Annotated in this window: 15 protein-coding genes and 1 pseudogene; 7 read left to right on the forward strand and 9 right to left on the reverse strand. The window is 70.9% G+C overall.

Annotated elements, in window-relative coordinates; translation table 11 throughout:
* Positions 1-261: pseudogene (locus V7004_RS10135) on the forward strand (LLM class F420-dependent oxidoreductase); the annotation flags it as partial.
* 33 nt (positions 262-294) lie between these two features.
* On the opposite strand, the gene V7004_RS10140 reads toward V7004_RS10135, so the two are convergent.
* Positions 295-1536: an HNH endonuclease signature motif containing protein gene (locus V7004_RS10140; RefSeq protein ID WP_334143765.1), complete on the reverse strand. Its 1242-nt coding sequence runs from the start codon at positions 1534-1536 to the stop codon at positions 295-297.
* A 145-nt stretch (positions 1537-1681) separates the two neighbouring features.
* Positions 1682-2866, reverse strand: a complete 1185-nt coding sequence (locus V7004_RS10145; RefSeq protein WP_334143767.1) for a thiolase family protein — start codon at positions 2864-2866, stop codon at positions 1682-1684.
* 58 nt (positions 2867-2924) lie between these two features.
* Here V7004_RS10145 and V7004_RS10150 point away from each other — a divergent pair, with 58 nt between their 5' ends.
* Genes V7004_RS10150 through V7004_RS10160 form a run of 3 tightly spaced genes read left to right on the forward strand, consistent with a single transcriptional unit; the run spans position 2925 to position 6754 of the window.
* On the forward strand, positions 2925-5081 hold the full coding sequence (locus V7004_RS10150) for an acetate--CoA ligase family protein (protein WP_334143769.1): 2157 nt from the start codon (positions 2925-2927) through the stop codon (positions 5079-5081).
* A gap of 16 nt (positions 5082-5097) precedes the next feature.
* Complete coding sequence (locus V7004_RS10155) at positions 5098-6276, forward strand: thiolase C-terminal domain-containing protein (RefSeq protein WP_334143770.1); 1179 nt, start codon at positions 5098-5100, stop codon at positions 6274-6276.
* A gap of 37 nt (positions 6277-6313) precedes the next feature.
* Entirely contained in the window at positions 6314-6754 is a 441-nt protein-coding gene (locus V7004_RS10160; protein ID WP_334143771.1) for a Zn-ribbon domain-containing OB-fold protein, read from the forward strand.
* An 8-nt stretch (positions 6755-6762) separates the two neighbouring features.
* Here V7004_RS10160 and V7004_RS10165 read toward each other — a convergent pair whose 3' ends face one another.
* The 5 genes from V7004_RS10165 to V7004_RS10185 all read right to left on the reverse strand — a co-directional run bounded on the left by V7004_RS10165 (position 6763) and on the right by V7004_RS10185 (position 13583).
* Positions 6763-9495 carry a bifunctional acetate--CoA ligase family protein/GNAT family N-acetyltransferase gene (locus V7004_RS10165; RefSeq protein WP_334143772.1) on the reverse strand — a complete coding sequence of 911 codons (2733 nt, stop codon included), beginning with the start codon at positions 9493-9495 and terminating at the stop codon, positions 6763-6765.
* Between the two features lie 194 nt (positions 9496-9689).
* A complete protein-coding gene (locus V7004_RS10170; protein WP_334143773.1) occupies positions 9690-10988 on the reverse strand; it encodes an amidohydrolase family protein in 1299 nt (432 codons plus the stop codon).
* A 19-nt stretch (positions 10989-11007) separates the two neighbouring features.
* On the reverse strand, positions 11008-12177 hold the full coding sequence (locus V7004_RS10175) for an amidohydrolase family protein (RefSeq protein WP_334143775.1): 1170 nt from the start codon (positions 12175-12177) through the stop codon (positions 11008-11010).
* Between the two features lie 119 nt (positions 12178-12296).
* On the reverse strand, positions 12297-13076 hold the full coding sequence (locus V7004_RS10180) for an SDR family NAD(P)-dependent oxidoreductase (RefSeq protein ID WP_334143776.1): 780 nt from the start codon (positions 13074-13076) through the stop codon (positions 12297-12299).
* A gap of 12 nt (positions 13077-13088) precedes the next feature.
* Complete coding sequence (locus tag V7004_RS10185) at positions 13089-13583, reverse strand: MaoC family dehydratase N-terminal domain-containing protein (RefSeq protein WP_334143777.1); 495 nt, start codon at positions 13581-13583, stop codon at positions 13089-13091.
* 113 nt (positions 13584-13696) lie between these two features.
* Between V7004_RS10185 and V7004_RS10190 the strand changes: the two genes are divergently transcribed.
* Together V7004_RS10190 and V7004_RS10195 are read left to right on the forward strand one after the other, a co-directional pair.
* The gene (locus tag V7004_RS10190; RefSeq protein WP_334143778.1) at positions 13697-14629 is read left to right on the forward strand and encodes an SDR family NAD(P)-dependent oxidoreductase; all 933 of its coding nucleotides are present in this window, start codon (positions 13697-13699) and stop codon (positions 14627-14629) included.
* 51 nt (positions 14630-14680) lie between these two features.
* The gene (locus tag V7004_RS10195; RefSeq protein WP_208026999.1) at positions 14681-15517 is read left to right on the forward strand and encodes an enoyl-CoA hydratase/isomerase family protein; all 837 of its coding nucleotides are present in this window, start codon (positions 14681-14683) and stop codon (positions 15515-15517) included.
* Between the two features lie 8 nt (positions 15518-15525).
* Here V7004_RS10195 and V7004_RS10200 read toward each other — a convergent pair whose 3' ends face one another.
* Positions 15526-16191, reverse strand: a complete 666-nt coding sequence (locus V7004_RS10200) for a TetR/AcrR family transcriptional regulator (RefSeq protein WP_334143780.1) — start codon at positions 16189-16191, stop codon at positions 15526-15528.
* 29 nt (positions 16192-16220) lie between these two features.
* Here V7004_RS10200 and V7004_RS10205 point away from each other — a divergent pair, with 29 nt between their 5' ends.
* A complete protein-coding gene (locus tag V7004_RS10205; RefSeq protein WP_334143781.1) occupies positions 16221-17669 on the forward strand; it encodes a class I adenylate-forming enzyme family protein in 1449 nt (482 codons plus the stop codon).
* Here V7004_RS10205 and V7004_RS10210 read toward each other — a convergent pair.
* Positions 17666-19309: an ABC transporter substrate-binding protein gene (locus V7004_RS10210; protein WP_334143782.1), complete on the reverse strand. Its 1644-nt coding sequence runs from the start codon at positions 19307-19309 to the stop codon at positions 17666-17668. The two genes, V7004_RS10205 and V7004_RS10210, sit on opposite strands and share 4 nt — an antisense overlap.
* Positions 19310-19469: the final 160 nt, after the last annotated feature.

The following is a 19469-nucleotide window of genomic DNA, read 5'->3' on the forward strand; positions in this document are numbered from 1 at the left end:
CCCTTCGGGCTGGGGACGGATGAGGTGCGGGCGATGCTCGACCGGGCGCGCGGCAGCGAGGCCTGGGAGCGGCGGGCGCAGGCGCTGGAGGTCGTGCTGTGGCCGGAGCCGCCCATCGACCCCCTCGGCAATCCCTCCAGCGCCGAGCGAGCGATCGCGGCGGCGGTCGAGGCTGGTGCCACGATCGTGAACCTCCGGTTCCGCAGCCGGAGCCTCTCGCACCATCTCGAGCAGATGGAAGCGGTGGCCGCGCTCGGGTGAGCCGCAGGCAGCTCGCCCACGGACTCCGGTGGCTCAGATCGGGGGCGGTGCCGGGGCGGCTCGCTGGCGGCCGTGGCGCTGGGACCAGAAGGTCCGACCGGTGGGGGTCTGCCACCAGTGCCAGCCGTCCGCGGTGGTGTGGACCCGCCAGCCGCGGCGGTGGGTGACCCCATGGTGGTGACGGCACAGGGCCACCAGCCGGTCGAGGTTCGTGTGCCCGCCGTGGCGGTGCTCGTCAAGGTGGTGCGCGTCGCACCAGCTGATCGGGGCATCGCATCCCGGGAAGACACAGCCCCCGTCTCGCAACGCCAGCGCGCGGCGCTGGGCCACGGTGGCGTACCGCACCGCACGCCCGAGATCGAGTGGCACCCCGAGGCTGTCGACGACCACCGGGTACAGCTCGGGGTCGCACAGCAGCGTGCGCACGCTGCCGTCAGCCAGGATCACCCCGTCGGTGCTGCAGGCACCGCTGGTGGGATCGAGCGCGTTGACCACCAGGGTCACCTCCGGCCGCGGCGGGCGGCTGGTCCGTGCATCGGTGGCTCGTCCTCGACGGCACAGCTCGACCAGCGCCAGGGCCAGCAGCGTCGAGCGGGGCGGGACCTCCAGCTCCGGGCAGTGCTCCTGGTCGCGGCGGTACCGGCGGAACAGCTCGTCGGCCTCGGCTTCCAGCGCCTGCTTCGCCACCAGGGCGTGCTCGCCCACCAAGGTGCCGGCCAGGTGATGCACCCCGTCGAAGGTGCGCACCATCGACAACCGGTTCTCCTCGACGTCCTCGGCCGGATCGTGGCCACCGTCCTGGTCGAGCAGCGCCACCACCCCCGCCAGCTCGCGCCGCCACCGCTCGAAGGTCGTCCCGGCAGCCAACCCCACCAGCTCCTCCTGCAGCCCGGCCAGCCCGTCGAGCACCCGCGGGTTCGCCGCCCGCACCAGCGCCTGCGCGTGCTCCCAGGACACCCGGCCATCCACCAGCGCCTCATCCACCCGGCCGAAGCTGGCTCGCAACGCCAGCCCCACCCCGACCCGAGCCTTGGCCACGGCCGCCGGCAGCATCGCCTCCCGCGCCAGCCAGCCTGCCGTGCCCGATCCGAACTCCCGATCGCACACGCCCCGGCGCTCGAGCTCGGCCAGCAGGTGACCCTCCGCCGCGTCCAGCGCTCGGCGCAGCTCCTCCAGCGCCTGCACACCTTCCAGCAGCGCTTCGTCGTCGGCCAACGACGCATCGAGCGCCGCGAGCTTGCGCCCCGTCTCGGCCAGCCCGACCCAATCGAACATATGTTCGATACTAGCCGGGGGGTGTGACACGCACGCACCGATCAGCGGGTCGAGGCACCGGTGCTCGGGCGGCGAGCCCCCAACCACCGGCCTCCCCAACCGCGAGCCCCTGCAACCACCAGCCCCGCGATCGCGAGCCGGTACGTCAGCCGAGGCGTTCGATCACGGTGGCGTTCGCCTGGCCGCCGCCCTCGCACATGGTCTGGAAGCCCAGGCGCCCGCCGGTGACCTCGAGGTGGTTCAGCAGGGTGGTCATGATGCGGATGCCGCTGGCACCCAGTGGGTGTCCCAGCGCGATCGCCCCACCTCGGGGGTTGTACCGCTCGGGGTCGGGCTGGAACTCCTTGGCCCACATCAGCGCGATGGCCGCGAAGGCCTCGTTGCACTCGATGGCGTCGAAGTCGCCGATCGACAGGCCGGTGCGGGCCAGCAGCTTGCGGGTGACCGGGTTGGGGGCGGAGAGCACCAGCACCGCGTCGTCCGCCCCCACCACCATGTGCCGGATCCTGGCCCGTACCGGCAGGCCGAGCTGCTCCGCCACCGCCCGGTCGGCGATGAGCATCGCGGAGGCGCCGTCGCTCATCTGCGAGGAGTTGCCGGCCGTGATGTCGGGCGCGATCGAGGGGTCCCACTTGGCGGCGCTGTCGAGGGCGGCGAGCACCTCGACGGTGGTCTCGGGGCGGATGCCTTCGTCTGCGGTGAGCAGCTCGCCGGTCTCGCGGCCCTCCTCGTCCTTGATGGGCACGGGCACGATCTCCCGGGCGAAGTGCCCGTCGACCGTGCTCTCGTGGGCCCGCTGGTGGCTGCGCACCGCGTACTCGTCCATCTCCCGGCGGGTGATGCCGAACGTGCCGGCGAGGATCTGCGCCACCTCGAACTGGGTCATCAACTGACCCTTGCAGGCCTCGAGGAAGTCGGCGGAGAACGGGCCCGTGCCGCCAGCCGCGTTCGAGGCCATGGGAGCACGGGTCATCGACTCGACCCCGCAGGCGATGGCCAGGTCGTAGGAGCCGGCGATCACCGCCTGGGCGGCGAAATGCACCGCTTGCTGCGACGAACCGCACTGGCGGTCGACCGACGTGGCCGGCACCGACTGGGGGAGACCGGCGGCCACCCAGGCGTTGCGGGTCACGTTGCAGCCCTGCTCACCCACCTGGGTCACGCACCCGCCGACCACGTCGTCGATGCGCTCGGGGTCCACCCCCGTGCGGTCGAGCAAGGCCCGCAGCGTGTGGCCCAGCAGATCGGTGGGGTGCCAGCCCGACAGCGCGCCCTTCCGCTTGCCGATCGGGGTGCGCACGGTGTCGACGATCACGGCCTCTCGGGTCATGCGGGCAGCGTAGCGGAGGCCGCTGTTAGCTGACATGAGCGTCAGGTAAGGTCGGGGCATGACCGCTCCACGGACCGACGTGACGGGCCGGCCGACCGCCCTCCGCCAGATCGACCTCGACACCTTCTTCCGGCCCAGGACCGTCGCCGTCATCGGGGCCAGCGACTCCACCGGGCGGCCCAACAGCGCCATGTGGCGCAAGATCCGCCAGTGGGCCGAACAGGCCGGCGCCGAGTGCTACCCGGTCAACCCCAACCGCGACGAGGTCGACGGGGTGCCCTGCTACCGCTCCGTGCTCGACATCCCCGGGGATCTCGACCTCGCCGCGATCCTGGTGGGCAACGCGGTGGAGATGTTCGAGACCGTGCTGGAGAAGAAGCCCCGGTTCGCGGTGATCTTCGCGGCCGGCTTCAACGAGGTCGGCCCCGAGGGCGAGGCGCTCCAGCGGCGGCTGGAGGAGCTCATCGCCACCGGCAGCACGCACGTGCTGGGACCGAACACCAACCTCAACGCCTTCGAGACCTTCCGCGACCTGCCACCGCCGAAGATCGCGCTCATCACCCAGAGCGGGCACCAGGGCCGACCGGTGTTCCAGGCGCAGGAGCAGGGCATCGCCCTGTCGCACTGGGCGCCGACGGGCAACGAGGCCGACCTCGAGTTCGCCGACTTCGCCGCCTACTTCGCCGACCAGCCCGAGGTCGGCGTCATCGCCGCCTACGTGGAGGGGTTCAAGGACGGGCGCACCCTCATGCTCGCCGCCGACCACGCGGCCACCGCCGGCAAGCCGATCGTCGCGGTCAAGGTGGGTCGCACCGACGAGGGCCGTTCCATGGCCAAGTCCCACACCGGTCACCTCACCGGCTCCGACGCCGTGGTCTCCGCGGTGTTCCGCCAGTACGGCATCACCCGGGTGGACGGGCTCGACGAGCTCACCGACGTGGCCGCCACGCTCGCCCGCACCAAGCCCCCGGCACAGCCCGGCCGGCGCAACGTGTGCATCTACGCCATCTCCGGGGGCACCGGCGCGCACATGGCCGATCTGGTCGCGGCCGCCGGTCTGGAGCTGGCGGAGCTCACCCCGGCCAGTCAGCAGGCACTCCGGCAGTGGATCCCGGGCTACCTGCGGGTCTCCAACCCGGTCGACTCGGGTGGTGCGCCCTCCGCCGACGAGCGAGGCCCCAAGATCGTGCAGACCATCCTCGACGACCCGAACATCGACATGCTCATCTGCCCCATCACCGGCGCGCTGGCCTCCATGAGCCGACCCATGGCCCAGAGCCTGGTCGACGCCGCCGCCCACACCGACAAGCCGATCCTGGTGGTGTGGGGGTCCCCCGACAGCACCGACCCCGTCTACACCGAGGTGCTGCTGGGTTCACGCCTGCCCGTGTTCCGCACCTTCCACAACTGCGTGCTGGCGGCCCGCGCCTACTTCGACCACCACGACTTCCTCGCCCGCCACCGCTCGCCGTTCGCCAAGCCCGTCACCCGGCGCTCGCCGGCGGGGGCCGGGACCGACCACCTGCTCAGCGCCGGGCGCCCGCTCAGCGAGCACGAGTCCAAGGCGCTGCTCGCGGCGTACGGCATCCCCGTCACCCGCGACGTGCTCGCCACCTCGGCCGCGCAGGCGGTGCGGGCGGCACGCGACATCGGCTTCCCCGTGGTGCTCAAGGTGAGCTCACCGGACCTGCCCCACAAGTCCGACCTCGGTCTGGTGCGGGTCGGCCTGCACACGGCGGCGGAGGTCCAGCGGGCGTTCGCGGAGCTGGAGGCCACCGCCCGGAAGGCGAACCGCAAGGCCACCATCGACGGGGTGCTGGTCTCCGAGCTGGTCAGCGGCGGGGTGGAGACCGTCGTGGGCATCTCCCAGGACGAGCTGTTCGGGCCCGTGATCATGTTCGGGCTGGGCGGGGTCTTCGTGGAGGTGTTCGAGGACGTGACCTTCCGGGTGCCGCCGTTCGACAAGGACGAAGCCCGCCGGATGGTGCAGGAGATCAAGGGCTACAAGCTCCTGCAGGGCACCCGGGGGCGGAAGCCGAGCGACGTGCGGGCCCTGGTCGACGTGATCATGAAGGTGCAGCGCCTGGCCCTCGACCACGCAGGCACGCTCGCCGAGCTCGATATCAACCCGCTGGTGGTGCGACCGAAAGGCCAGGGCGTGGTGGCTCTCGACGCGCTGGCCATCCCCCGATCCACCCCCCAGCCGACCCCCTGAGGCCCGGAGCGCGCCGATGCCCACCTCGGGGATCAAGGACGCCACCGCCATCGTGGGCGTCGGCCAGACCGCGTTCGCCAAGGCCCTGCCCCAGAGCGAGAAGCGCCTCGCGCTCGAAGCCATCCTGGCCGCGCTCGACGACGCCGGCATCCACCCCTCGGAGGTCGACGGGCTGGCCTCGTACACCCTCGAGACCACCGAGGAGATCGAGATCGCCCGCAACCTCGGCACGGACGACATCACCTTCTTCGGGCAGGTCGGCTACGGCGGGGGTGCGGGCTGCGCGGTGGTCGGACACGCGGCGATGGCCGTGGCCACCGGGCAGTGCACGGTGGCCGTCGCCTGGCGGTCGCGCAAACGGGGGGCCGCCTCGGCTCGGCCCTGGGCGGGGGTGTCGAGCCGGGTGCGGGGCAACCAGCAGTGGTCCCGCCCGTGGGGGCTGCTGCGCCCGGTGGACGAGATCGCCATGCTCACCCGCCGCTACCTGCACACCTACGGTGCCACCCGCGACCAGCTGGCCAACGTGGCCCTCGCCTTCCGCAAGCACGCCAACCGCAACCCCGGGGCGATGATGCACGGCAAACCCTTGTCGCGCGACGAGTACCTCGCGGCCCGCTGGATCTCGGAGCCGCTGTGCCTGTTCGACAACTGCCTCGAGTCCGACGGCGCGGGTGCGGTGGTCATCACCAGCGCCGAGCGGGCCCGGGACACCAGGAACGTGCCGGTGCTGGTGCACGGCTTCGCCCAGTCGATCCCCCGGCAGCACCAGACCATGACCAACTACTTCTGCGACGACCCGCTGCTCGGACCCTCGTGGGCCTGCGCGGAGCTGCTGTGGCGCCAGGCCGACTTCGGACCGGCGGAGGTCGACGTGGCCCAGCTCTACGACGCGTTCTCGCCGCTGGTGCCGCTGTCACTCGAGGGCTACGGCTTCTGCGGTCGGGGGGAGGGCGCCGCCTTCACCGAGGACGGCAACCTCGAATGGGACCGGGGATCGCTGCCCACCAACACCTCCGGCGGTGGGATGAGCGAGGCGTACGTGCACGGCTTCAACCTCATCGTCGAGGGTGCGCGGCAACTGCGGGGTGAGTCCCACTGCCAGGTGGAGGGGGCCGAGACGTGCCTGGTCACCAGCGGCGAGGGCGTGCCCACCAGCGCGTTGCTCCTGCGGCGGGGCGAGGCCGGTGACCGTTGAGCACCCGCGCCCCATGAGCGGCGCCACGAGCAGCTCCGTGAGCGAGGGCCTGCTGCTGCCCGCCATCGACGAGGACTCCGCGCCCTTCTGGGAGGGGTGCCTGCTCGGTGAGCTGCGGGTGCAGGCTTGCGCGGCCTGCGGCCGGCGCCGCATGCCGCCGAGGCCGATGTGCCCGTCGTGCCGCAGCTTCGAGGATCGCTGGGAGACCACTTCGGGAACCGGCACGATCTGGTCGTTCGTCGTCGCTCATCCGCCGCTGCTGCCTGCGTACGCGCAGCAGGCCCCGTACAACGTGGTGGTGGTGAGCCTTGACGACGACCCGTCCATCCGCCTGGTCGGCAACCTCGTGATCGGCCCCGGCCACCCGCTCGGGGAGATCGACCCGGCCACGATCCGCATCGGCGAGCCGGTGCGGGTGATCTTCGACCGGGTGGCCGACGACGTGGCGCTCCCCCGGTGGGTGCGAGCCGGGGACTGAGCAGCGCCTCAGCGCACCCGGCGCAGCTCGTCGTGGCGGTGGGGCTCGACCGGGCGGACCCGCACCTTGGCGTCCACGGCGACGACGCCAGCCGGGGTGGCGATCACCGGGTTGAGATCCAGCTCGACGACCTCCGGGAGCTCGTCGGCGAGCACGCCCACCCGCACCAGCAGCTCCTCCAGCGCACCGGTCGCCACCGGCGCCGCCCCTCGATAGCCGAACAGCAACGGGCTGGCCCGCAGGCTCCGCACCACCTCCGCCGCGTCGGTGTCGGTGACCGGCACGATCCGGAATGCCCGATCGGCCAGCAGCTCCGTCGCCACGCCACCCATGCCGAACATGACCAGCGGCCCGAACGCCGGGTCCTGCACCACGCCCACGATGGTCTCGACGCCAGACTCCGCCATCGCCTGCACGACCACACCGCCACCGTGGTCGGCGGCCGCGGCGGTGACCTGCTCGAAGGCCTCCCGGACCTGCTCGGCCGAGGCGAGCCCCAACCTCACCGCGCCCACATCGGTCTTGTGCACCAGGGCGCCGGCGGCGGCCTTCACCGCCACCGGAAAGCCGATCCGCTCCGCCACCGCCGCCGCGTCGTCCGCACTGGACACCGGGTGGACCTCCAGTACTGCGAGACCATAGGCACGCAGCAGAGTGACCGCCTCGCCCGCGTCGAGCCAGACGCCCGCCTCGGCGGCGGCAACGCCGGCTCGGGCCAGCACCGCGTCGACGACCTGGCGGGCCCGCCCCCGGTCGATGTCGGCGAAGACCGGGACCCGCCCCGGGTCCCGCCGCTTCCAGGCCGCGTAGCGGACCAGGCGGCCGAGGGCGCGCGCCGCAGGCTCGGGAGTGGGGAACGACGGGATGCGCCGGCGGCCTTCAGAGCCACCCTGGAGGGCTGCGGGCACGTCCCGGGAGGCCAGGAAGTTGGCCAGCACCGGCTTCGTGGCCCCCTCGGCGGCTGACGCGATGGCCTCGGCCACCTCATCGGCCCGGGTGACCAGCGGCGGGGTGAAGATCACGATCACCGCGTCGACGTTCTCGTCGGCCAGCACCAGCCGCAACGCCTGCTCGTAGTGTGCCGGAGTGGCCGAGGCCACCATGTCGACGGGGTTCGTGACCGACGCGTTCGGCCCCAGCAGGGCGCGCAGGGCCTCCCGGGTCTGCGGGGCGAGGACCACCACGTCGAGCCCCGCGCCGTCACACGCATCAGCGGCGAGGATGCCCGGCCCCCCCGAGTTGCCCACGATCGCCACCCGGGGCCCGTCCGGCAGAGGCTGGGAGACCAGGACCTGGGCCATGTCGAACAGCTCGTCGATGGTGTCCACCCGGATCACGCCCGTCTGGTGGAACAGCGCGCTCACCGCCACCTCGGGGCTGGCCGCGGCCGCGGTGTGCGACGACGCGGCCCGAACCCCCGACGCGCTCCGGCCGGACTTCACGGCCACGATGGGCTTGCGCTGGGAGACCCGGCGGGCGATCCGGCTGAACTTGCGTGGGTTCCCGAAGGACTCGAGGTAGAGCAGGATCACGTCGGTGTCGGGATCGTCCTCCCAGTACTGCAACAGGTCGTTGCTGCTCACGTCCGCCTTGTTCCCAACCGAGACGAACGACGACAACCCGATCCCGAGGCGGTCGGTCCACTCGAGCAGGGCGATGCCGAGTGCTCCCGACTGCGACTGGAACCCCACCCGGCCCCGGGGAGGCACGCGGGGTGCGAACGTGGCGTTGAGACCCACCGCGGTGTTGGCGATCCCCAGGCAGTTGGGACCGATCAGGCGCATCCCGCCCCGCCGCGCCCGGGTCACCACGTCGCGCTCCAGCGCCGCTCCCTCGGCGCCGGTCTCGCTGAACCCGGCGCTGATCACCACCAGCCCTTTCACGCCCTTGGCGACACACTGGTCGACGACGGCCGGCACCGAGGCGGCGGGCACCGCGATCACCGCCAGGTCGACCTCACCGGGGATGTCGAGCACCGAGGGATAGGTCGGCACGCTGGCCACGTGCGGGCTCGAGGGGTTCACCGGGTACGCCGGCCCGGCGAAGCCGCCGGCGAGCACGTTGAGGAACAGGTGATAGCCGATGGTGCCCGGCTCGTGGCTGGCGCCGATCACCGCCACCGAGCGGGGGCAGAGCATCCGGCGGATCGATGCGGCCTCCGCCACGTGCTCGCGGTGCTCGACCGCGGCCCGCGATCGCTCCGTCTGCTCGAGCAGCAGCTCCACCCGCACGACGCCCCCGTCGAGCTGGGCGACCGTCCGGTAGCCCGCGTCCTGGAAGACATCGAGCATCCGCCGGTTGTCCGGCAGGACCTCGGCGGTGAACCGGGTGATGCCGTTGTCGTGCGCCGCGGCGGCCAGGTACTCGAGGAGCAGGGTGCCGATCCCCCGGCCCTGGTTGGCGTCGTCGATGACGAAGGCCACCTCCGCCTCCGGAGCCGCACCCTGCCGCTCATAGCGCGCCACGGCGATGATCGCGTCACCGTGGAGTGCGACGAGGGCGAAGCGGTCGCGGTAGTCGACCTCGGTGAACCGCTTCGACTCTTCCGGGGTGAGGGTCGCTTTGGGGGAGAAGAAGCGGTAGTAGCGGGTCTCGGGCGACAGCCGTTCGAAGAAGGCCAGGTGCGCGGCGGCGTCGTCCGGGCGGATCGGACGGACGTGGACCGTGCCACCGTCCGCGAGCACCGCATCGAACTCCCACTCCGCCGGGTAACGGACGGGCTCTTCCCGGGCATCTGCCATCCGCCCTGTCTAGCGCCCCGACGCCGGCCCTCATCACCCGAACTGTTCATCCCAGCGCGGTCCCAGAGCGCGAAACCGTGAACAGAACGAAGAGCGCACCCGAACTGTTCATCCCAGCGCGGTGCGGAACCGCGAAACCGTGAACAGAACGGGAAGTCTGTCGGGAACGGGGAGCGCGCCGGAACGGGAGGGGGTCAGGCGTCGCCGCTGGCGGGGGTGGCCTTCGTCCGGTTGGCCAGGTCGATGATCCGGATCGGCTCGCTCGGGCGCTCGTGGCGGTTGCCGACGCTCTTCACGCTCACGTCCACCCCGGCTGCTTCCGCTCGCAGGGCGCCCACCGTGCAGCGCTCACGGGCCCGCACCGAGAACGGGTCGTACTGGAAGATCCGCATGGCGTTGAGGTGGGTGATCTGGTCCACCTCGTCGGCCGGCACCCCGGTGAGGCTCTTCGCCAGCGCCTCGGGTGAGTGCGGCCAGGTGGAATCGGAGTGCGGGTAGTCGCACTCCCAGGTGATCATGTCCAGGTTGAGGTGATGGCTGTTCTCGATCCCGAATGCGTCGTCGATGAAGCAGGTGACGATGCGTTCCCTGAACAGCTCGCTGGGCAGCATCCCCAGGTCGTGACCGGTCCAGAGCCGGTGGTGCTGGTACACGTAGTCTATCCGTTCGAGGAAGTAGGGGATCCACCCGATGCCGCCTTCGGACAGGGCGAAGCGCAGGCGGGGGAACTCCTGGAGCACCCGGGACCAGACGAGATCCGCCGCGGCCTGCACGATGTTCATGGGCTGCAGGGTGATCATCACGTTGATGGGAGCCTCGATGGAGGTGATCACGAGCTGCGAGGAGGACCCGATGTGCAGGCACACCACGGTCTCGGTCTCCTCGCAGGCGGCCCAGAACGGGTCCCAGTGAGGGTTGTGGAACGACGGGTAGCCGAGCTTCTCCGGGTTCTCCGAGAACGTCACCGCGTGGCAGCCCTTGTCGGCCACCCGCCGCACCTCCTCCGCGGCCAGCGCGGGGTCCCACAGCACCGGCAGGGCCAGGGGGATGAACCGACCGGGGAACGCGCCACACCAGTCCTCGATGTGCCAGTCGTTGTAGGCCCGCAGCATGGCCAGGCCCACGTCCTTGTCCTCGGAGCGGGCGAACAGCTGGCCGCAGAACTGCGGGAAGGAGGGGAAGCACATCGAGCCGAGCACGCCGTTGGCGTTCATGTCGTCGACCCGCTTGCGGACGTCGTAGCACCCTTCGCGCATCTCGGAGAACGCGGTGGGCTCGATCCCGTACTCCTCCGGTGGCCGGCCCGACACCGCGTTCAACCCGATGTTGGGCAGCTCCTGGCCCTCGTAGAGCCAGACGTCGGAGCCGTCCTCCTTGGTGATGACCCGGGGGGCGAGCGCCTCGTAGCGCTTCGGTAGGCGGCCCGCGAACAGGTCCGGGGGCTCGACCACATGGTCGTCCACGCTCACCAGGATCAGGTCCTCCACACGCATCGTGGGCCCTCCTCGCTCGTCAGCCGTCGAGACCGAAGATCCGCACCGCGTTGCCGCAGATGATCTGGTGCTTCTCCTCCGGTGGCACGCCGGCCATCGTCTCGTTGATCACCTTGCGGGAGTACGGCCAGTCGTTGCCGTGGTGCGGGTAGTCGGTGCTCCACATCATGTTCGCCACCCCGACCTCGTGGCGGTTCCGGATGCCGTAGTCGTCCCGCACGAAGCTCGCGCTCATGTTCTCGAACCAGTAGCTCGACGGAGGCCGGCTGATCGGGAGGTCCGCCCAGGAGCGGTTGCGCCAGTACCTGTCGTCCATGGCCTCGAGGAAGTGCGGCAGCCAGCCCACCCCGATCTCGATCATCGACACGTGCAGGCCGGGGAACCGCTCGAACACCCCGGTGAAGATGAGCTGGCCGATGGTGGACGGCACACTCGAGAAGACCCCCGAGAGGCTCGCGGCCGCCTTCGCGCCTGCTCGGCCCGTGCCCTCACCGTAGAGCTGGCGCCCTCCTGCCCTGGCTGCCGCCTGCCGAGCCCGCAGGCGCGCCGCTCGGCTGATCATGAGGATGTGGATGCACACCGGCATCTCCGCCTCGACCGCCGCCGCCCAGAACCGGTCGTCGGCCTCCGAGATGCTCTCGCCACCGGCCGGCCAGCATGAGATCACCACCGTCTTCGCGCCCCGCGCCTTGGCCTTGTGCAGGTACTCCACCGCGGTGTCGATCCCCAGCGAGGGGATCTGGTACGCGCCGACCAGCCGGGCCGGGTCGGGCGCGCAGAACTCGTCGAAGAGGAAGTTGTTGTACGCGTCCACGCCGGCCAGCACGAAGGCGTCGTCCTCGTCACCGAGGAAGTGACCGATGGTGCGCTGTGGGGGGAAGAGGATCTCGACGTCGACCCCGTCGCGGGTCATGTCCTCGAGTCGCGCCGCGCCGTCGTAGCAGCCGGGGCGGGCTTCGTCGTAGGTGACCCCGGTCCAGCGGAACTGGTCGAGGGGCATGCCGGGGGTGGCCGTGAGCCCGATGGGGTCCGGGGTCGTGGCTCCGGCGAAGAGCCAGGCGTCGCCGCCGTCCGCGTCCTTCACGAGCTTGGGCGCCTTGTCCTGGTAGGCGTCGGCCAGCCAGTTCTTCCAGATGTCCGGCGGCTCCAGGATGTGGGCGTCGGCGGAGACGATCGAGTGCTGGCCCATGCGCGGAACCTCCCCGGTTGCTGACGCCCATGTCAGCAAAACCTGACACGAGCGTCAACTCTGGATGTCGACCCAGGGGGTCAACTCTGGGCGGTATCCCAGGGGGCCAGCACTGGGCGTCAGCCCGGCATCGCCAGGCCACCGTCCACGCAGAGCACCTGACCGGTGACCAGCTCCGCGTCGTCGGAGGCGAAGAACACCGCGGTGCCGGTGAGGTCTTCGGGCTGCAGCTCCCGCTTCATGGCCGTCATCATCGTGACGAAGGGCAGGAACTCCTCGGGCACGATGCGGCGGGTGGCCTCGGTCATGGTGACCCCCGGGGCGATGCAGTTGACGGTCACCCCGTACGGGCCGAGCTGGGCGGCGAGGAACTTCGTCAGCCCGATGACCCCCCACTTCGTCTGGCTGTAGGTGAACGCCCCCACCTCCTGGAACGCACCCGTGTCGGGCATCAGGTAGAGGTACGCCGCCGACGAGGACTGGTTGATGATGCGACCCTTGCCCTTCTCCACCATCACCGGCGCCGCGGCTCGGGCCATCAGCCACGCGCCGTGGAGGTTCACCCGGAACACCCGCTGGAGGTACTCGTAGCTGTTGTCGGCGTTGTCGATGTCGTAGTAGAGCGCGGCGTTGTTCACCAGGACATCGACCGTGCCGAACGCGTCGAGGGTGGCCTCGACGCAGGCGCGGGCCGAGGCTTCGTCGGCGATGTCGGTGGGGACGAAGACCGCGTCGCCCTTTCCCGCCAGCGATGCCATCGCCGAGCGACCGCGCTCCTCGTTGATCTCGGCCACCACCACCTTGGCGCCCTCGGCGAGGAAGCGCTGCGCGTACGCCAGGCCGATCCCCTGCCCGGCCCCGGTGATGATGGCGACTCGCCCGTCGAGACGTCCGGCCATGTGATGCGCTCCTCAGGACCGGTGGATGAGGTTCATGCGGGAGGTCAGCACCGGCTCACCGGCCTCGTCGCGGTAGACGTCCTCCACGACCAGGAAGGTCATGGTGCGACCCTTGCTCTCCTTCGAGTAGCAGTCGACGACCTTGCCCTCGCTGGTCAGCACGTCGCCCACCTGGATGGGCTTGTGGTACTCGAACTCCTGCTCGCCGTGGAGCACCATGCCCCCCTTGGCCATCAGCGTGCCGATGACCTCCATCATCGGGTTGGTACCCCCGGTGGGGTCAGGGGGCTGGTCCTCCGGGAACCGCCCCCAGTACTGCAGGGCCGAGAAGGCATAGGTCGGGGGCGCGGGGATGTGCTCGAAACCCGCTGCTCGGGCTGCCTCCAGGCTCTGGTAGACGGGGCTGTCGTTCTTGACCGCGTCGGCGAACTTGGCCACCGGCCCCCGCTCGACCACGACCTTCACGGCCCCGGTCGGCCGACCGATGACCTCTGACAACTCACTCATCGCGCGGTCCTCCGTGGTGGTGCGGCGCCCGCGACGTGACGCTAAGGTCTCGCCAAACGTGACGCCGACGTCAGGTTTCTCCGCATTCAAGCACACCACGATGGGGGACACGAATGGGACTGGTCGACGGGAAGGTGGCGATCGTGACGGGCGGCGGTCGAGGAGTCGGCCGCGGGGAGGCCCTGGAGCTCGCCGCCCAGGGTGCCAAGGTGGTCGTCAACGACTTCGGCGGCTCCTCCAAGGGTGAGGGCGGCGACAAGGGCCCCGCCGACGAGGTGGTCGACATCATCCGCCAGCGCGGCGGTGAGGCGGTCGCCAACTACGGCGACGTGAGCGACTGGTCCGACGCCGAGGCGCTCGTGCAGCAGGCCGTGGACACCTTCGGAGGCCTCGACATCCTGGTCAACAACGCGGGCATCCTGCGCGACGTGTCGATCACCAAGATGACCGAGCAGGACTGGGACGCGGTGATCCGGGTCCATCTCAAGGGCACGTTCGCCATGACCCACTTCGCCTGCCTCTACTGGCAGAACGAGTCGAAGGCCGGTCGTCCGCGCCGGGCCTCCATCGTGAACACAGTGTCGTCGGCCGGGCTGCAGGGCAACCCCGGTCAGGCCAACTACGGCGCGGCCAAGGCCGGCATCGCCGCGCTCACGGTCATCACCGCCCTGGAGGGCAAGCGCTACGGCGTGCGGGCCAACGCCATCGCCCCCGGTGGCGCCACCCGCATGGTGCACGAGGCCATGCCCCAGATCCCCATCGTGGAAGCCGACCAGGTCGGTCCCGATGACGAGTTCCAGCGGCTGAACCCCGGGAACTCCGCGCCGATGGTGGTGTGGCTGGCCTCCGACGAATCCCAGCACATCTCGGGGCAGGTGTTCCGGGCCGTGGGCGACGAGATCACCCACTACGTCGGCTGGACCCTCGGCCGCTCCGTGAAGGCGGGCAAGGAACCCCAGAAGTGGGACCCGGCCAAGATCGGCGACGCCGTGGCCTCCGGCATCTTCGGCTACCGGCCCGGCGGCCTCGCCATGGGTGGGGGCTGAGCCCGCCACCCACGCTGGCGCGCCAGCACGGGCTCCGGTAGGACGGTGCGCATGGCCGACTACGAGACGCTGATCTACGAGGTGCGAGACGGTGTCGGTTGGGTGACACTCAACCGGCCGGAGGTCCACAACGCCTTCAACGTGCAGATGCAGAAGGAGCTGCGCGACCTCTGGCGATCCATGCGCCACGACGACGACGTGCGGGTCGCGGTGCTGACCGGCGCGGGCGACAAGGCGTTCTGCACCGGGATCGACCGCACCGAGACCATGGGCACCCCCGAACGCCAGGGCGCGCAACCCGACGGCGAGGCCAAGACCGTCGGCTCGGGATCCACTCCGTTCCACTTCGACGATCCCGGCGACTACGTCGGCCCCAAGAGCAACGACCTGTGGAAGCCGGTGATCGCCGCGGTGAACGGCATGGCCTGCGGGGGCGCCTTCTACATGCTCGGCGAGGTCGAGTTCATCATCGCCGCGGAACACGCCACGTTCTTCGACCCCCACGTCACCTACGGCATGACCGCCGCGTTCGAGCCGATCCACATGCTGCAGAAGATGCCCTTCCACGAGATCATGCGGGTCTCCCTGCTGGGGAACCACGAGCGGATGTCCGCCCAGCGGGCCCACCAGATCGGCCTGGTCTCCGAGGTCGTACCCGGGTCCGAGCTGCGCGACGCCGCCGCCTGGTGCGCGAACGCCATCGCCTCCGCGCCACCGCTGGCCATCGAGGGCACGGTACGGGCCATCTGGTCCGGGCTGGAGCACTCCCGCAGCCAGGCGCTCGGCCTCGGGTACGCCTACGTCGGCCTCGGCACCAACGCGGAGTCGCTCCGCCAGGGCCAGGAGCTGTTCGCGTCGGGGAAGCGGATCGAGTGGCGGCTGCGCTGACCCGCCCCTCAGGTCGAGGGGTGGAAGAACCCCCGGTGCGCGACCCGGGCCAGCGTGGCAGCCAGCTCGTCGTCGCCGAACGGCAGGTCGCGGGAGGTCACGAAGTACGTCGAGCGCTCAACCATCGCCAGCAGAGCGGCACCGGCCAGCTCGACATCCGCACCGTCGCCGCGCGCGTCGCGCAACCGGGCGACCAGCGAGCCGGTGATCCCGCTGAAGGCCTTCGCGCCCAACCGAGCGAGGTCACGGCTCGAGACCTGGTCCTCCATCCAGGCCCGGATCACCACCCCGTACCGGCGGTAGGTGGCGATGAACGCCGACAGCCACTCCCGAAGGGCCTCGACCCCTTCCTCGCCGGGGGGCACGGGACCGAGCGACGAGGCCAGCTCGGTCATCTCGTCCGCGCACTGCACGGCCAGGGCACGGAAGAGGTCCTCCTTGTTGGAGAAGTACAGGTAGAAGGTGCCGTGCGAGACGTCGGCCACCCGCACCACGTCGTCCACCCTCGCCGCGTGGTAGCCCTTCTCCGCCAGCACCTGCATGCCCGCGGCGAGCAGGGCGGCCATCGTGCGCCGGCCCTGGCTGCGCAGCTCCCGGCCCGCGGTGGGCGAGCCGGGCGGGTCACCACGGCGGCGACCTGTGCTCGCGGCATCCGGCTTGCGGCTTCCCGCCACGACCACCTCCTGCAACGACGCCCGGTGGGATGCTCGGGCCCGTCGTAGACGAGGCAGCCGAACGATTCGGCGATCGTACCGCCTACGTCAGCGCGGGCGGTGAGCCCATCAGCTACATCGAGTTCCGCCATCGCACCCTTCGGGCCGCGTGGTGGCTGCGGGAGCAGGGGGTGCGGGCCGGTGACGTGGTGGCGCTCGTGCTCCCGGCGACGGTCGAGTACCTGGCGCTCTACGTGGGCGCGGCCCGCCTCGGGGCCGTGACCGCCGGGGTCAACTGGCGGCTGACCCCTCACGAGCAGGCGGTCCTGCTCGAGCTCGTCGAGCCGGCCCTCACCGTGCGCCCCGGCGATGTCCCTGACCTGAGCGCCGGCTCCCCGCGACCCTCGCTCGCGGTGCGCGCCGGCGGGAGCCCCGTGGCCATCGTGTTCACCTCCGGCACCACCGGCCGGCCCAAAGCCGCGGTCTTCGACACCCGCCAGCTCGAGGCCATCACCGCCATCGACACCGGTGGCCGGTGGGGCGGGGGTGGTGGTCAGCTCGCCGGCACGTCGTTCGCCTCGCTGGGCCCGATGACCAAGCTGCCGGGCAACCTCATGCGGGGCGGCACCACCTACCTGATCGACCGCTGGCAGGCCCGCCTGGCCCTCGAGCTCACTGAGCGCCACCGCCTCACGACCGTGGCCGGCATCCCCACCCAGGTGGCCCTCATGCTCGCCGATCCGGACTTCGAGGGCTTCGACCTGTCGTCGGTGCGGGCCATCGTGATGGGCGGCGGCCCGGCCACGCCGGCGCTGGTGCGCGAGGCACGAACGCGCTTCCGCGCCCCGGTGGCCATCCGCTACTCTTGCACGGAGGCCGGCATCGGGCTCGGCACCGCCTTCGACGCCCCCGCCGAAGATGCGGAGCTCAGCGTCGGCCGGCCACATCCCGGCGTCGAGCTGGCGATCCTCGACCGCGACCTCCGACCCGTGGGCCCGGGCGAGATCGGCGAGGTCTGCCTGCGATCGCCGGCCTCGATGAGCGGCTACTGGCACGATCCGGAGGCCACCGCGGCGGCGTTCACCCCGGACGGATTCGTCCGCACCGGCGACCTCGGCCGGGTCGACGAGCAGGGCCGCCTCCGCCTGGCCGGCCGGCGCAAGGAGATGTACGTGCGAGGGGGCTACAACGTCTATCCGGTCGAGGTGGAGGCGGTGCTGGCCGAGCACCCGGCGGTGGCCGAGGTGGCCATCGTGGCCCGCCCCGACCCGGTCATGGGCGAGATCGGGGTGGCGGCCGTCGTGGCCCGGGCCGGGTCACCCCTGCCGACCCTGGACGAGCTGCGGACCTTCGCCCGTGACCGGCTGGCCCACCACAAGCTGCCCGAGCGGCTGGTGCTGCTCGACGCGCTGCCACTCACGCCCGCCGAGAAGGTCGACCGGCGGGCACTCGCCGATCTCGTCGCCGGGCTGGAGGGCCGCGCGGACGATGGGCGCTAGCGGGCCTTCCAGGCCCAGCCCAGGAACGGGCTCGTCGTCGCCTTGACCGGGATGCCACCGGGGATCGTCGCGCCCGACATCCCGTAGACGTTGTTGGCGAACACCACCGCCGAGCGGTTGCGCACCACGAACACGAAGTTCAGGTTCTCGGCCATGCGCTGCTGGATGACCTTCCACTGGGCGATCCGCTCCTCCTGGGAGCTGGTCCGCTGGATCGCGTCGAGCGCGGCCTGGATCTGCGGGTCGACCATCCGGGTGAAGTTCAGCGCGAGCTGCCCGAGGGGCTTGGCCGTCTCGGTGGAGATGAACACCGAGTCGATGGGTGGCTCGCCGAAGGTGATGAAGCCGGTCGCCTCGAAGTTTCCTGTCAGCGCGTTGACGATCAGCGTCGCCTGGTCGACCAGGTTCAGCTCGATCTGCACCCCGAACGCCGCGGCCTGCGCCTGCGCCGCTTCACCGATCGTCCTGAACTGGGGCGTGCCGGGGAGCGTGAGCGTGAACGACAGCGGCCGGCCGGTCTTCTGCTTGTACTGGTCGTGCAGCTCCTGCGCCTTGGCCGGGTCGTAGGTGGGATACGAGGTGTTCGCGTAGTACGGCGAGCTGGGGCTGAAGAGGCTGTCCGACGGTGGGAACAGGCCGTGGTACTGGGTCTGCGAGATGTTCCTGGTGTCGAGGCCGGTCACCACGATCTGGCGGGCGAGTGGGTCGTCGAAAGGCGGCTTCGCGGTGTTGAGGCCCACGAACTGGGTCTGGTCCTCAGCGTTGGCGTTCGACAGGAGCTGGACCCGTCCGGCTTCCGCCTTCTCCAGGAACTCCTGGATCGGGTCGGGCTCGAAGGTGTTGAACGCCTCCACGGATCCCGACTCGAGCGCCGCCCCCCGGGCCGTGGGGTCGGCCAGGATGCTGAACTCGATGCCGTCGAGGTACGGCAGCTGGGTACCCGACTCGTCCTTCTGCCAGTAGTTGGGGTTGCGGGTCACGGTCAGCTTGCTGTCCTGCAACCAGCTCTGGAACACGAACGGGCCGGTGCCGATCGGCTGCTGGGCCGGGGCGGCGGAGTTGATCTGTGCCGGTGCGGCCATCACCCCGGCCTGGGTGGTGAGCGAGTTGGGGAAGGTGGACCAGGGCCGCTTGGTGTTCACCCGGACGGTCAGGTCGTCGACCACCTCCACCGTCGAGAGGAACCCGCTGATCGCCGCACCGAGCAGGACCGACGACGCCGCCCGCTCAAGGTTCAGGCGCACCGCGTTGGCGTCGAACTTCTCGCCGTTGTGGAACACGATGCCGGGCCGCAGCTTGATGGTCCACACCGTGAAGTCGGCGTTGGGCTCGATCGACTCCGCGAGATTGGGCCTCGGGTTGCCGTCGGCGTCGAGCTCCGCCAGACGGTCGAAGATCGCCCGGCTCACGATGGTGCCGGCACCTGCCCACTGGCTGTTGGCCGGGTCCCAGCCGGTAGAGGTCTCGGCATCGAGGCCGAACTTCAACGTCCCACCCGTCTGCGGCGGGGTGGGCGGCGTCTTGGTCAACGCCGTCTCCGGGATCGTGCGGTCGGAGGTGGAGCCCTCCGATCCGCCACCGCCACAGGCGGCGGCGAGCACCGTGACGGCCAGGACTGCTGCGATGGCGGAGCGACGCACACGCGTCGTGGTCGAGCTCACCGGGTCGGTTCCCCCCCCTCGGTCCGGACGTGGATGCCGAAGGCTAGGACGGTGGCGGGGACGGGACAAGAGCGCGCCGCCGGGCGAGCACCGCCAGGCAGCGGTCGCTGCCGACGAGCACCAGGGCCACGGCCAGGAG

The organism is Rhabdothermincola sp., from assembly GCF_036846205.1.
Lineage (GTDB): Bacteria > Actinomycetota > Acidimicrobiia > Acidimicrobiales > Acidimicrobilacustridaceae > Rhabdothermincola.